This window comes from Corynebacterium sp. ACRPE, from assembly GCF_022347435.1.
Lineage (GTDB): Bacteria > Actinomycetota > Actinomycetes > Mycobacteriales > Mycobacteriaceae > Corynebacterium > Corynebacterium tuberculostearicum_D.
The window spans coordinates 39,009-52,895 of the sequence record NZ_JAKRNA010000016.1 but is presented as its reverse complement, the minus strand read 5'-3'; the positions used below and the strand labels follow the sequence as shown (position 1 = coordinate 52,895).

At 58.1% G+C, this 13,887-nt stretch carries 15 protein-coding genes and 1 tRNA gene; 5 read left to right on the top strand and 11 right to left on the bottom strand.

Annotation, left to right across the window (positions count from 1 at the left end; all coding sequences use genetic code 11):
* Nucleotides 1-149: 149 nt before the first annotated feature.
* From MHY13_RS08645 to MHY13_RS08610, 8 genes are all read right to left on the bottom strand, one after another.
* Nucleotides 150-1,457 carry an anaerobic C4-dicarboxylate transporter gene (locus tag MHY13_RS08645; RefSeq protein WP_239282872.1) on the bottom strand — a complete coding sequence of 436 codons (1,308 nt, stop codon included), beginning with the start codon at nt 1,455-1,457 and terminating at the stop codon, nt 150-152.
* A 352-nt stretch (nt 1,458-1,809) separates the two neighbouring features.
* On the bottom strand, nt 1,810-3,369 hold the full coding sequence (gene aspA, locus MHY13_RS08640; protein WP_239282871.1) for an aspartate ammonia-lyase: 1,560 nt from the start codon (nt 3,367-3,369) through the stop codon (nt 1,810-1,812).
* Between the two features lie 110 nt (nt 3,370-3,479).
* The gene (gene hisG / locus MHY13_RS08635) at nt 3,480-4,325 is read right to left on the bottom strand and encodes an ATP phosphoribosyltransferase (protein ID WP_239282870.1); all 846 of its coding nucleotides are present in this window, start codon (nt 4,323-4,325) and stop codon (nt 3,480-3,482) included.
* 28 nt (nt 4,326-4,353) lie between these two features.
* Nucleotides 4,354-4,617, bottom strand: coding sequence for a phosphoribosyl-ATP diphosphatase (locus tag MHY13_RS08630; protein WP_239228788.1), 264 nt, complete (start codon nt 4,615-4,617; stop codon nt 4,354-4,356).
* Nucleotides 4,618-4,670: 53 nt separating this feature from the next.
* Nucleotides 4,671-5,336, bottom strand: a complete 666-nt coding sequence (locus MHY13_RS08625) for an HAD family phosphatase (protein ID WP_239193958.1) — start codon at nt 5,334-5,336, stop codon at nt 4,671-4,673.
* A 184-nt stretch (nt 5,337-5,520) separates the two neighbouring features.
* Nucleotides 5,521-5,904, bottom strand: coding sequence for a hypothetical protein (locus MHY13_RS08620; RefSeq protein ID WP_204609050.1), 384 nt, complete (start codon nt 5,902-5,904; stop codon nt 5,521-5,523).
* A 24-nt stretch (nt 5,905-5,928) separates the two neighbouring features.
* Complete coding sequence (gene mshC, locus MHY13_RS08615) at nt 5,929-7,167, bottom strand: cysteine--1-D-myo-inosityl 2-amino-2-deoxy-alpha-D-glucopyranoside ligase (protein ID WP_239282869.1); 1,239 nt, start codon at nt 7,165-7,167, stop codon at nt 5,929-5,931.
* 25 nt (nt 7,168-7,192) lie between these two features.
* Complete coding sequence (locus MHY13_RS08610; RefSeq protein WP_239228790.1) at nt 7,193-8,047, bottom strand: undecaprenyl-diphosphate phosphatase; 855 nt, start codon at nt 8,045-8,047, stop codon at nt 7,193-7,195.
* 66 nt (nt 8,048-8,113) lie between these two features.
* Between MHY13_RS08610 and MHY13_RS08605 the strand changes: the two genes are divergently transcribed.
* Together MHY13_RS08605 and MHY13_RS08600 are read left to right on the top strand one after the other, a co-directional pair.
* The gene (locus MHY13_RS08605) at nt 8,114-9,160 is read left to right on the top strand and encodes a hypothetical protein (RefSeq protein ID WP_239228791.1); all 1,047 of its coding nucleotides are present in this window, start codon (nt 8,114-8,116) and stop codon (nt 9,158-9,160) included.
* Between the two features lie 4 nt (nt 9,161-9,164).
* Complete coding sequence (locus tag MHY13_RS08600; protein ID WP_239228792.1) at nt 9,165-10,280, top strand: quinone-dependent dihydroorotate dehydrogenase; 1,116 nt, start codon at nt 9,165-9,167, stop codon at nt 10,278-10,280.
* Nucleotides 10,281-10,370: 90 nt separating this feature from the next.
* Here MHY13_RS08600 and MHY13_RS08595 read toward each other — a convergent pair whose 3' ends face one another.
* Together MHY13_RS08595 and MHY13_RS08590 are read right to left on the bottom strand one after the other, a co-directional pair.
* Nucleotides 10,371-10,763, bottom strand: coding sequence for a hypothetical protein (locus tag MHY13_RS08595; RefSeq protein WP_239282868.1), 393 nt, complete (start codon nt 10,761-10,763; stop codon nt 10,371-10,373).
* Entirely contained in the window at nt 10,763-11,302 is a 540-nt protein-coding gene (locus MHY13_RS08590; RefSeq protein WP_239228794.1) for a YbhB/YbcL family Raf kinase inhibitor-like protein, read from the bottom strand. The genes MHY13_RS08595 and MHY13_RS08590 overlap by 1 nt, the downstream gene beginning before the upstream one ends.
* Before the next feature lie 227 nt (nt 11,303-11,529).
* On the opposite strand from MHY13_RS08590, the gene MHY13_RS08585 reads away from it, so the two are divergent.
* The 3 genes from MHY13_RS08585 to MHY13_RS08575 all read left to right on the top strand — a co-directional run bounded on the left by MHY13_RS08585 (nt 11,530) and on the right by MHY13_RS08575 (nt 13,043).
* Nucleotides 11,530-11,618: transfer RNA gene (locus tag MHY13_RS08585), tRNA-Leu, on the top strand.
* Between the two features lie 75 nt (nt 11,619-11,693).
* Entirely contained in the window at nt 11,694-12,410 is a 717-nt protein-coding gene (locus tag MHY13_RS08580; protein ID WP_239282867.1) for a TVP38/TMEM64 family protein, read from the top strand.
* A gap of 54 nt (nt 12,411-12,464) precedes the next feature.
* Nucleotides 12,465-13,043 (top strand): MarR family transcriptional regulator, encoded by a 579-nt coding sequence (locus MHY13_RS08575; RefSeq protein WP_239282866.1) that lies wholly within the window; start codon nt 12,465-12,467, stop codon nt 13,041-13,043.
* On the opposite strand, the gene MHY13_RS08570 is transcribed toward MHY13_RS08575, so the two are convergent.
* Nucleotides 13,040-13,879 carry a DUF3097 domain-containing protein gene (locus MHY13_RS08570; protein ID WP_239282865.1) on the bottom strand — a complete coding sequence of 280 codons (840 nt, stop codon included), beginning with the start codon at nt 13,877-13,879 and terminating at the stop codon, nt 13,040-13,042. The two genes, MHY13_RS08575 and MHY13_RS08570, sit on opposite strands and share 4 nt — an antisense overlap.
* Between the last annotated feature and the right edge of the window lie 8 nt (nt 13,880-13,887).

Sequence of the window (13,887 nt, the reverse complement as noted above, 5' to 3'; positions counted from 1 at the left end):
GAAAAGCTCCACTAACTGCTCACGCTGAACTTCACTCAGCGAACTACGTGCTCTCAAAGAAAATGCTCCCCACTAGTTGTTGGCAACTGATTTCTCAGTCCAACTAATGGGGAGCAGTTCACCCTAGGGTTGGTTTTATCTTCCTTTAGTTATAGGAGGGCGAAACCGAATGCATAGCCCAAGAGGACCGAGAGCACGATGCTGACCGTACCTGGGATCAGGAATGGGTGGTTGAATACGGCCTTGCCAATACGAGTCGAGCCGGTATCGTCCATTTCTACTGCCGCCAGCAACGTTGGGTAGGTTGGCAGGATAAACAGAGCAGACACCGCCGGGAAGGCAGCGATTGCGGTAATGGGGTTTACTCCCAGAGCAAGGGCTGCCGGCATAAGAGCCTTGGTCGTAGCTGCCTGCGAATACAGCAACGCTGCAGCGAAGAATAGCACCACTGCGAGCAGCCACGGCGAAGACTCAATAATGCTGCCGGCCATAGACTGAATATCGTCCATGTAGTGGTTGATGAGGCTGGTGCCCAGCCAAGCCACGCCCAGCACACAAATGCATGCGGACATACCGGACTTAAAGACCGGAGTATTCAAAACATCTCCCGCTGGGACCTTCGTCACCATGACGATGATGGTGGCTGCGGTGAGCATGACCGTCATAATGGCTTCATTGCGTGGCAGGGTCGGCTCAGCGATAAGACCTACCTGCTCCGAGGTCAGGGTGGCCCACGCCATCACGATGACGATGGCTACCAAGAACACGAGAACAGAAGCCTTGGCACCCTTCTGCGGCGAAAAGTTCGCTGCACCGAGTGGTTCCTTGACCAGGCCTTGTGCCTTGCGCTCCAGGTAAACCGGATCATCTTCAAGCTCTTTGCCAAACTTATTGGCTATCCAGGCAGCTGGGAAGATAGACAGGAATGTTGCCGGGATTACGACCGCCAGTACCTGCAAGTAGCCTACCCCAGTCGGCTCCAGCAGGCTAGCAAGTAACACCACAGCTGCCGAAATAGGCGAAGCACAGATTGCCATCTGAGAGGCAACTACCGCGATGGACAGCGGACGTGAAGGGCGAACCTTACCCTCTTTGGCCACCTCGACAATAACAGGCAGTGTGGAAAACGCTGTGTGACCAGTGCCGGCAAGAACCGTCATTAGCCACGTAACAATTGGCGCGTAGAAGGTGATCCGCTTTGGGTTTTTGCGCAGAAACTTCTCCGCAATGTGCACCAGATAGTCCATACCGCCAGCTCGCTGCATTGCTGCGATAGCAGCGATGACGGTCATGATGATGCCAATGACATCGAAGGGGATGTCTTCCCTAGTAATGGGAACGCCGGTGAGACCCAGCGCCAACACACCGAGTCCGCCGGCCATACCGATGCCAATTGACCCAATTCTCGCGCCCAAAACGATGGCGGCGAGAACGATGACTATATGAACAATAACCATGGACGTACTCCATACGCTCTCTATGCAAACTATGGGCACGCATCTCCATAAAGAGTGCATGCCGTCCTCAACATCTTCTATTTTGCACCCGCTGTGGTGATTTATTCATTTAAAATGCCTGTTTGTGTTGCTTCCCACATAAATTAAGGATTTCGCTATAAAGTGACCGGTATTTTACGGTGCATTGTTCCTGTATAAGGTCATAAAAGATTAATTCGAATGGTGCTCCCCCATCATGCAAAATCCCCGCAGCCTCCGCCTGCTTTTCATCCCAGTAACGTAAAAGTGGCGGCGACTGCGGGTTGCCTTTTGCGCGGGCGCTATGCCCTGCTGCTCCTTAAGAGTTGTGGGCTTAGTCCTCGTCGATAAAGAGCTGGCCTCGGAACTCTGGGTGCATGAGGTTTTCTACGGACAGAACCTTATTCAAGGTTGCTTCATCCAGCAGCCCCTTCTCCAGGACGAGTTCCTTAACGCCCTTGCCGGTCTCCAAGGACTCCTTAGCAATCAGATCACCATTGTGGTGGCCGATGAATGGGTTCAGGTAGGTGACGATACCAATGGAGTTCTCCACGTAGGCGCGGCACACATCCGCGTTGGCGGTAATGCCAGTGACGCACTTCTCGCGCAGAGCATCGACGGCGTTGCCCATGATGCGAATGGACTGGAACAGTGCTTCGCCGATGACTGGCTCCATGACGTTGAGCTGCAGCTGGCCAGCCTCAGCGGCCATGGTGACGACGTGGTCATTGCCGAAGATCTTGAAGCAGGTCTGGTTTACAACCTCCGGGATAACCGGGTTTACCTTACCCGGCATGATGGAGGAACCAGCCTGGCGGGCTGGCAGATTAATCTCAGCCAGGCCAGCTCGCGGGCCGGAAGACAGCAGGCGCAGGTCATTACAGATCTTGGCAAGCTTCATTGCTGCGCGCTTGATGGTGGCGTGCAGCAGCACGTAAGCGCCACAGTCAGAGGTTGCTTCGATGAGATCGCGGGCGGTCTTCATCTCCAGGCCGGTAACCTCAGACAAGGCTGCGGTGACTTGGTGACGGTAGCCAGCCGGGGTGTTCACGCCGGTGCCGATTGCGGTTGCGCCCAAGTTGATCTCGAGTAGGCGGCGCTGGGCATCGCGCAGCAATGCCTGCTCCTCGTTCAGGTTATTGGCAAAGCCCTTGAACTCATCACCCAAGGTCATCGGAACCGCATCCTGAAGCTGAGTACGACCCATCTTCAGGATGTCCTGGAACTCATTGCCCTTGACCTGGAATGCGGCACGCAGACCATCCATGCGCTCAATGAGGTGATCGACTGCTGCGTGCAGACCCAAGCGGAAGCCGGTCGGGTAAGCATCGTTGGTGGACTGGGACATGTTCACATCATCATTCGGGTTGATGATGTCATAGGAGCCCTTCTCCTCACCGAGGTACTCCAGTGCGAGGTTGGCCACAACCTCGTTGGTGTTCATGTTCAGCGAGGTACCAGCACCACCCTGGAAAACGTCCAGCGGGAACTGATCCATGCAGCGACCCTCTTCCAGGATCTGGTCACAGGCCCAGATGATGGCTTCAGCCTTCTTCTTGGGCAGTACGTGCAGGCGGCGGTTTGCCATGGCGGCCGCCTTCTTGACCTGGACCATTCCGCGAATGAAGTGCGGGATGGTGTTGATGGTCACGTAAGAAATCTGGAAATTCTCCATGGCGCGTACGGTGTGCACACCGTAGTAAGCGTCAGCGGGTACCTCCAAAGAGCCAAGAAGGTCGGTCTCGGTGCGAGTCTTCTTGCTGGAGTTCTTAGGTGCCTTTTGTTCGGCCACCTTCTGCTGTGCGGCGTGAGTGGAAGTGTCAGCTTCCTTCTTCTTCACGTCCTTTGCTGCAGACTTGGTGTCCTTTTCTTCTTTCTTAGAGGACTTTGCCATGATGGCTCGGCTCCTTTGCCTGTCGAGACTTATATTCGAATGAGTAACCTCAAGCGCTAATGTTAGCCACGACTGAATCTATTTGGGCCGACCCAGAGAAATTGCTCCCCCTAAAAGCGGGCGATGCGCAAATCGGAAGCCAAAATTGCTTCCGCTCCAAGTTGGGAAAGTCGGTCCATGACTTGGTTAGCTTGCTTCTTCGGAACCATCGCTCGCACTGCCACCCAGTCCTCACGGGCCAAAGGCGACACCGTAGGACCGGTCAATCCTGGAGTAATACCAGCGGCTGCGTCGAGGTTGGATTGAGCGATGTTGTAGTCGATCATCAGATAGGTGCGGGCGTGCAGAATTCCCTGAATGCGGTCGAGCACTACCTGCTCTTCCTCAGTGACCTCTACCCCCGTGCGCTTAATGACTACCGCCTCGGATTCAATGATCGGCTCCCCGAATGGTGCTAACCCTTGCTGGCGCAAAGTAGTACCAGTTGACACGACATCAGCCATAACATCGGCAACCCCTAGCCGGATGGAGATCTCTACGGCGCCGTCCAATCGAATAACATCGGCCTCAATCCCATGTGTGGCGAGGTTTGCGCGGACAAGATTGGGGTACGACGTCGCGATCCGCCGCCCGGCCAGTTGAGAGATATCCCACTCCTCCCCCTGCGGGGCTGCGTACCGGAACGTGGAGCCACCGAAGCCTAAAGGCAGCACTTCATCAAAGCTCGCTTTAGAGTCAAGTGCCAAGTCTCGGCCCGTAATGCCTAGGTCTAAGACCCCGCGGGCGACATAGATGGCGATATCTTTCGGCCGCAGGAAAAAGAACTCGACCCCGTTATCGGAATCCACTACGTTGAGCGTCTTGGAATGTCCGCGACCCTTGTAACCGGCCTCTGTAAGGATCTCCACGGCAGCTTCTGACAACGAGCCCTTATTGGGTACAGCTATCTTGATCATGCGGATCCTTCCATCCTGTGGGGGTTACCTAGAAGTACTTATAAAGGCCTTCAGGGGTAAGCCCGCGTTTGAGCATCATGACCTGGGTCCAATAAAGCAGCTGGGACATTTCTTCTGCCAGCTCATCGTCGGACTGATATTCGGCGGCGATCCATACTTCCCCGGCTTCTTCGATGATCTTTTTACCGATGAAATGCTCGCCTTTATCTAGCGCGGCAACGGTGCCAGAACCAGCTGGACGCTGGTCGGCCTTCTCGGCTAATTCGGCAAAAAGAGTCTCAAAGTTCTTCACGCCTACCTATTGTTCCACAGGTAGTTAAAGAATGTAGGGGGAACTCTAAATTTCTACTGCCCCGCCGAAATCTTAGCGAACCACTCATATACGTCGGTGGCCTTAGCCCCAGCGAGATGCCGCGAATCGCGGAGGCGAGAAATTTCGGTGACCTCTGGCGGTATCTCAACCTGGTTATCTTCTGGCAGTCCGATCACCGCACAGCCGGCATCGACTGCGGCGCGCATGCCGGTTGCGGAATCTTCGAAAACTAAGCAATCCGCGGGATCTGCTCCGATGCGTCGGGCGGCCTCGCGGTACATATCCGGCGCTGGTTTGCCGGCGGGAACCTCATCCCCGCAGATAGTATCGACGAAATAGTCCCGCCCCAACGCAGTGATGGCAGCGTCAGCGACATTGCGCTCGGTATTCGTCGTGACCATCATGGGCACCCCATCGGCTTTCAGTTCCTCAAGCAGTGTAGGGATTCCCGGGAAGATCTCCAGCTGACGAGCAAAAAGGCCTTTGACGTAGTCGAACATTCGGGCGCGGTAACGCTCGCTGTCACCGGGTTGCAGCGTCACCTCCGCATTATCCGCACAGATTGCCAGGGTGGTATCAAAGGTCGCGCCCACAGTAGCTAGGCGTTGGGTGGGAGTGAGCCGTTTGCCCAGCAGTTCTGAAAGATAAAATGTTGCCTCCGCCCAGAGGGGCTCCGAATTGGTGAGGGTGCCATCCATATCCCAGAAGATGGCGGCGGGCTTAGTCAGGCTGGAAGCGGCGGTGGAGTGCGGCACGAGAATAAAGCTAGCTTTCTCTGTCGGGAAGGAAATATTTTCGCCGTTCACGCTGTGGGCACACGGCGGCAAGTGCCAGCTGCGCAGTTGACACCAGCTGGCACTTGCTAAGGCGGAAGGGGCAGAACTAAAAGTCCAGTTCCGGAATCTGCGACAGGGCTTCGTCGTCTGCTCCGGTGGCCGCGCTGGCGTTATAGATAAGCTCAGAGAGCTCTTCCTTTTCCTCTGGCTCGAGAACGGCATCGTGCTGAGCGCGGTTAAAATCTGCCAACTTACGAACGGTCTTGGACAAGACGGTGACCAAATGTGGTCCGTCTGGATCGTCCGGAAGTGCATCCAGCCCATCGAGCATCTGCTCAAGGTGGCCGCGCAGCTCTGGGAGGACGTTGGCGTCAAACGGTGCCTCCCAAAACTCCTTTTCCTCTTCCTTGAGGTAATCGCCGGTGGCGAAGGACTTCAGGTCACTAATGAACTCATCTACGGTGGGCTGGAAATCGGCGCGAATGCTCATGCTGTAGATACTGCCCTATCTTGCCTAAGCCCGCACGCCGAGGAGCGAATTTAGTGCGGTGCGAACCAAATCGGCCGCGCCGTCCTCGTCCGTGCCACGGTCGGCCTCTGCCCACTCATCCACGGCAGCGAGCGCTGCCGGGGTATCCAGGTCGTTCGCAATTGCGGCACGCAGCTTGGCGACGACCTCTTCGGCCCCTGCCATGCTTCCCGGTTGCTCAAGGGCCTCCCGCCATGCGGCGAGGCGGCGCTTAGCGCCGTCGAGCACCTCGTCGGACCAGTCGCGCTCGTTGCGGTAATGGCCTGCGAAGACGCCCAAGCGGATAGCGGAGGGATCCTCACCCGCTCCGACGAGCTTATGAACGAAGACGAGGTTGCCCAAGGACTTAGACATCTTGACCCCGTCGAGGCCAATCATGCCGGTATGCACGTAGAACTGTGCCATGCGATCAACGTTGAGGGCGGCCTCGGCGTGGGCAGCGGAAAATTCATGGTGTGGGAACTTCAGGTCGCTGCCGCCACCCTGGATATCAAAGGTTGATCCCAAGCGGTTGGTGGCGATGGCGGAACATTCAATATGCCAGCCTGGGCGGCCAGGCCCAAAGGGCGAATCCCATGCCGGCTCGCCCTCGCGGTGGGCACGCCAGATGAGTGCGTCGAGCGGATTCTTCTTCCCTGGGCGGTCGGGGTCGCCGCCGCGCTCGGCAAAGAAGGTGCGCATCTCTTCGGCAGAGTAATTGGACTCATAACCAAAGTGCTCGGTGGCTTCGATGGAGGCGTAGATATCTGGGTGCTCGGGGTCGTCTACGACGTAGGCCGCTCCGGCGTCGAGAAGCTTCTGCACCATCTCCACGATTTCATCGACGGCTTCCATGGCGCCGATATAGTCCTGCGGAGGGAAAACGGAGAGCAGCTCCATATCGGAACGGAAGAGATCAATTTGAGAAGTGCCGAGCTCACGCCAATCTACACCGTCGCGTTCGGCACGTTCGAATAGCGGATCATCGACGTCGGTGATGTTTTGGACGTAGTGAACCTTCTTCCCGGCATCCAGGAACGCACGGTAGATAAGGTCAAAGGTCAGGTAGGTGGCGGCATGGCCCAAGTGGGTGGAGTCATAGGGCGTGATGCCACACACGTACATGGTGGCGGTATCCCCTGCGACCTCTACGGGAGCGATGGTTTGGTTCGCAGAATCGTACAAGCGCAGCTGTGCCGCATCACCCGGCACAGGACGGAAGGAAGGTGTTGGCCAAGAATGCATAGCCACCATACTAACGCGGCGTGCCTTAGAGCGGCTGCAGGACTCCCAATGCCAAGAGGATCATGACGAGCACGCCGACCGGGATGCGGTAAGCGGCAAACCAAGAGAAGGAGTGGTTGCCCACAAACTTCAGCAGCCACGCAATGGAGGCGTAGCCCAGTAGAAAGGCGATGCCGGTGCCAACGAGAAGCTGCAGACCGGAGGCGGACTGGCCGGATTCGGGAGAAAAGGCGTCGGGAAGCGAGAAAAGCCCCGAAGCCAGCACGGCTGGAATGGCGAGCAAGAAGCTAAAGCGAGTAGCCACCTCGCGGTCCAGTCCCAGGAATAGACCACCGGAAATGGTGCCGCCGGAGCGGGAGACACCCGGGATGAGCGCCAAGCATTGGCACAGGCCCATAATAATGGCGTCTTTCATGGTCAACTGGTCAAAACTGCGTTCCTTCTTACCCAGTTTTTCTGCGGCGATGAAGACGAAGGAAAAAAGGATGAGCATTGCGGCGGTAATCCACAGGTTGCGCAGGGCGCCGCGAATCGCATCCTCGAATGCGTAGCCGATGATGCCGATGGGAATGGAACCCACGATGACCATCCACCCCATGCGCCAGTCCTGGCCACGAGAGGCCTTATCGGCCCAGCCGCGGAACCAGCCGGAGAGAATCTGCCAAATCATTGGGGCGAAATAGACCAGCACAGCCAACTCCGTTCCCAGCTGGATAACTGCGGTGAAGGACGCGCCGGCGTCGTTGCCCCAAAAAAGCTCGGAAACAATGCGCAGGTGACCGGAGGAACTTACCGGAAGAAACTCGGTAAGCCCCTGCACGATGGACAAAACAATGACCTGCGCCCAAGAAACAGCGTCAGTTGCGGTATTAGAAATCACCCGCTTCACACTACAGCCGCGCTGGGCTTCGAGTTTTTACAACGCGCGCTGTTAGGATTAGTAGCCGTGAAATCTCAACCTGGCTCCGCACTTATCCTTTCCAGTTTGCTGGCGCTGAGCGCCACCGCGTTGGCCGCCTGCCAGCCCGACGTGGGCGTGGGCGCCGATCCAGAGACCGCGGTCAAGGGCAATGCCACCCCAGCGGCCTCCCCGGTTAAGGCGGATCCGGAAGGCACCGTGGTCGACCTTAAGGCAGACATCACTGACCTTGCCGCCTTTGATGACTCGCTGGCAGTGCGCACCAAGGACGAGCTTCTCATCGGAAGCCAGAAGGATTTTGAAGGGGAGAAGGCTACCTCGCTAAACATTTCTGCAGAGTGTGGTGACCTTAGCTCTTCGGAGTCGGGCTTCGTCCTCGCCTGCCCGGATAAGGTTCTCCTCATCGATCCTGCATCCCCGGATTCTCCCCAGGAGGTCCACATGGAGGAGGACTCCCCCGTTACCGCCGCCACCCAGCTATCCAGCGGCGAGATCTTTGCCACCTCGGCCGATTCCACCACGGTAGGCATCTATAAGGACGGAAAGCGCGACGGTGATATCGAGGTGGAAGCCGGCTCGGACCAGCTATTGGCCGTGCCCAATTCCTCAGGCGATGACGGAGTGGTACGCATCCACCGAGAGGATTCCACCATCCAAAACGTGGACTGGACGAATGATCGCGCGGGCGGCCGACTGCGCGTTGGCCAGGGAGTCGGCAGCATCGCGGTGGGCGATAACGGCGTGGTCCTCGCCTCCGATACCGAGGGCGGCCGCTTGGCCATCTACACCTCTGATGACGTCGTCCGCCTGCATCAATACGGCAACGTAGAGGGCGCCCCATGGGGCGTAGCCTGGGACAATAAGCGCAATCTAGCGTGGGTGAGCGCCACCGATACCAATAAGGCTTATGCCTATAAAATTGGCAAAGGCGTACCAGAGCTGCGCGCAGATCTCTCGACCGTGCCGGATGCGCAGAATATTGCCCTGCTTGGCGACGGCACCTTTGTCGCCGCCTCCGCCACCGGCCACGGGCTGCAGTTCGTGGACACCCCGCACCTGAAAAAGGAGTCTTAACACCATGACCAGCACTATTGACCAATTGCGCGCGCAGGCTTACCAGCTTGCCTTGCGGGGCATGTTCACACTGAGCCCGGAGCGCATCCACGAGATTATCAACACTGCGCTCAGCGGACTCCAAGCCGCCGGGCCAGCCAACCGGGCCCTGGCAAAGATCCTGCCGGTCAACGATCCAGTGCTGCGCCAAGAGGTCTTCGGAGTAGAATTCCCCCGCCCGTTGGGACTTGCCGCCGGGTTTGATAAAAACGCCGCGGCCGCTGATACGTGGGCTCCCATTGGCTTTGGCTTTGCAGAGTTGGGCACCGTCACCGCCCAAGCACAGCCCGGCAATCCTGCTCCGCGGCTCTTCCGCCTGAAGGCCGATAAGGCCATCTTGAACCGGATGGGCTTTAACAATAAAGGTGCGGCAGCCGCCGCGGAAAACCTGCGCAAGCGTCGCTACAGCGATGTCATTGGCATCAATATTGGCAAAACCAAAGTCACCCCTGCCGAGCATGCAGTGGAAGACTACCGCCGCTCCGCGTCGGTGTTGGGCGATTTGGCAGAGTTCTTGGTGGTCAACGTTTCCTCGCCGAACACCCCGGGCCTGCGCGACCTGCAAGCAGTGGAATCACTGCGCCCTATTCTCTCCGCCGTGCAAGAATGCACCGCGGTTCCGGTGCTGGTGAAAATTGCCCCAGATCTTTCCGATGCCGACGTTGACGCCGTGGCAGACCTAGCCCTCGAACTAGGCCTCGACGGAATCGTAGCGACAAATACCACCATTTCCCGCGAGGGGCTCAAGACCTCAGCCGCCGAGGTAAAGGAGATGGGTGCCGGTGGCGTATCTGGACCTCCGGTAGCTGAGCGCTCCCTAGAGGTACTGCGCCGCCTTAATGAGCGAGTCGGCGGCCAGCTCACCCTCATCTCCGTGGGCGGCATCTCCACGCCAGAACAGGCATGGGAGCGCATCACTTCCGGTGCTTCCCTGCTGCAAGGCTACACAGGTCTCATCTACGGCGGTCCGGACTGGATCCGCGATATCCACCGCGGCATTGCCGCTCAAATCCGTGCCCACGGTTTGAGCAATATTTCCCAGGCCGTAGGGTCCGGCCTCCCCTGGAAGCCCTTGGATTAGTCCAGACCAAGGTTGCACAACACAAGGTCCGCCTACTTCTCCTGCTGCACGCAGAGGAAGTAGGCGGACCCTTTGTCTTTGCGGTGCTGACTAGGTCTGCGCCATAGCGCTGCGCTTGAGAACCAGTGCGCACAACACCGCGAAGCCGGCGTAGAACACGACCCAAAACTGTGGTTGAGTGAATAGGATATCGCCGGGCACAAAGCGGCTTGCTGCAATGATCACAATGGCGATCACCAATGCTGCAACTTGCGCGCGGCTTCCCGCCTGACTTTTGCTCATGGTGCTAAAGGCCCCGACGATGACCGCGGCGACAATAATCGCCACTTTGGAATACGTCCATTCGAAATCGGCGCCCCACCCATCCGTGAAAACGGAGATTAACGCAAAGAGCACCAGCACGAATGCGACCACCATGAAGGCGCCGCCCACCCGCAGCGCCGTCGGCGGACTAGGCTGCGATGAAGTAGAGCTACTCGCCATTACTTTGCCTCGTACCAGCCCCACAAAATGGCGCGGCCAAGAGCGTGGAAATGCAGGTTGAACCCAAGCACGGTCGGCGAAGCATCTGGGTCGATGTCGAGCTTTTCTACGTCGACTGCATGGACGGCATAGAGGTAGCGGTGCGGGGCGTGTCCGGCAGGCGGGTTAGCGCCGAAGTAGGTGCGCTCGCCCGAGTCGTTGCGCAAGCTGATGACGCCATCGATACCCAAGTCCTCGGCGGCACCGGCATTGGTAGGCAGCTCGCTTACCTCGACGGGGATATTGAACGCTGCCCAGTGCCAGAAACCAGAAGCCGTTGGCGCATCTGGGTCGAAACAGGTCACGGCCAGGGACTTAGTGCCTTCCGGCAGTCCGGACCACGCAAGCTGAGGCGATACGCTCTCTGGGGCGCGGACCTTTTCCTGCAGCTCGTCTCCTTCCACCACATCGGTGGACGAGAGAACGAAGGAAGGGACATCGCGCAGCGGTGCGTAAGGATCTGGACCAGGAAAGCGGGAATCATCTGCGTAAGAAGTCATAGACCCATTTGTACCCCACCTCACAAGCCGCTGTCGATGTGGTGTACCCGCCGCGCCCTGCATATTACTTGCCGCACACGCGGAAAGCCCCCAACCAGACTTACAACCATGTATTTCCACACGCCGCCAACGGTAGCTTTTTCACGCCACACGCAGGCGATTTGTAAAGCAAGCCTCGAGCAGGATACAGTATCGGAGTGCCCAGCCGAGAGGCTGATAAACACCCTGCCCGGGTGGCGGAATGGCAGACGCGCTAGCTTGAGGTGCTAGTGTCCTATTAACGGACGTGGGGGTTCAAGTCCCCCCTCGGGCACCACGGACCGGCGGTTACCACTGAGGTAGCCGCCGGATTTTTCTATTCAGTACCCCCACAAGGACTACGATCTCCCCCATGACCACAGTTTTGAGTTGGGCGCGCAGCTTCGGCCATTTCCTCATGTCGCTCGCCCGATCCGCTTGGCGGTCAATTCTCCAGTGGTCGATGCCGCGTTGGATCACCGTCCTCGCCGCCATCGTCGCCGGCGCCACCCTCCTTTATTTCTTCGATCTGCCGGACGTGTCCCAGCTTCGCGACGCCTCCACCCGCTATGGCGCGTGGTTTCCCCTCCTTTTCACCCTAGGTTATGTCATATTTACGCAGCTTCCCTTTCCACGGACCTTCTGGACGGTAGCCGCAGGAATACTTTTTGGCCCATGGAAGGGCCTCGCCCTCTCCTTGTGCGCCTTGACGGTGTCAGCGGCCCTGTCGCTCCTCATCGTCCGCACGCTCCTTGGAGACTGGATCCGCCCGCACCTAACCCACCCCGCAGTGTTTAAAATCAATGCCCACTTAGAGCGGCGCGGCTGGCTGGCCATCGCTTCGCTGCGAATGGTGGCCGGCGTCCCCTTCAGTCTCTTGAATTATGTTGCCGCACTAACACCCGTGAAGCTTAGCCATTTCACCGTGGCCACTCTCCTCGGTTCCATCCCGACTACTGCCCTCGGCGTCTTCTTCGGCGATGCCCTCACAGGCCACTCCTCGCCCGGCATCATTATCGCCATGGTGGCTTTTGCCACCATCGGTATGGGCGGGCTGTATATGGATTCACGTCTACCCACTCGCCCATAAGTCAAGTACGAGCGGTAGACTATTTCGCAATTGGTTCCTTAAGGAGGATTTTCTGTGCTTGCTGTCCACGCTCGCTACCGGGGCCGCTCCGTGCGTCGCGCAGAGTTGGTCCAACGCTCTGCAACGGCGCTATCCACCCTCAATGGTGTGGGCGAGTTCCACGTGCTCGGCGTGGAAGATATTTGCGCCGTAGTAGATTCAGCAACTGCCGTGTGCGACGTGGTCATGGCTTTGCTTGCCGACGGCGACTGGGCCATCGGCATCGGCATTAGTCCCGGAAACCAAGAAGATGAGGAAGGCGCGCGCCAGGTAGCAACCGCCGCATTGCGGAAGTCCGCCCGCATGGGGCAGGTCTACGCCAAACTCAATAAACGCGGCCGCGCTTCGGAGGCGAGCGATATCGCGGCCACCTTTGCCCTACTTGGGTACGTTCTCCACAAGCGCACCATCGAAGGCCGCGAAGCAACCTCGCTTGTCCGCGCAGGGCTCAACCAGAATGAGGCCGCCGAAGAGCTGGGAATTTCCAAGCAAGCCATGTCACAACGCCTCCAGGCAGCCGGCTGGAGCGCGGAGATGGCGGGATGGCAGTTGGCCGTCAACCTAATTGAACGCGCCAACCTCGCCCGCCCCTAGAGCAAGTCGGACTTGCTCAACTCAGGTGTAGTAACGAAGTCCACGAGGCGCTCCACGGCGCCGATCAAGCTGGAGTCTAGGTCGCGGAAGGAATGTACGGCGTTATAGACATGACGCCACCCATCCTTCGGGTCGCTCCACCCTACGCGGCGGCAAATACCGGTCTTCCAATCCTCGCCGTAGGGAACATCTGGCCATTCACTCAGGCCAACGCGCTGCGGCTTTACCGCCGCCCAGATATCGATGAAGGGGTGTCCAGTTACCAGGACATGCTCTCCCACGGTTTCCGTTAAGCGGGTTTCCTTGGAGCCTTGAACCAAGTGATCGGCCAGTACGCCGACCCTGCGGCCCGGCCCTGGCTGAAACTCTGCGAGGCGCGCCTCCAAGTTGTCCAAGCCCTCGAGGTATTCGACTACCACGCCTTCCACACGCAGGTCGTGACCCCACACTTTTTCCACAATGGCGGCATCATGCACGCCTTCTACCCAAATTCGCGATGGCGCGGCAACCTTAGCCTCCACGTTTTCTACGCGGCGGGAGCCGGAGTTGGACTTGCGGGGAGCCTGCTTTTCGACGTACCGGGTAAGCGTTACTGGCTTGCCTTCCACTAGGAACCCGCCTTTGACCAGGTTAAAGACCCGTTCTACGCCGTGGCGATCCTCAAGGCGTACCACCTCACCGAAAACGGTTTTGTCCACGCCCATAACAGCCCCCACAAAGTCATCGCCGCGCACTTCCACTACCATTCCGGGCTCGGCTGGTACTTCCGGGTACTGGCGCGGCTTCGACCGCGAGTGGCCAGCAAAAATATCTCCGCCATAAGGATTAAAACTCATGGCCCGTT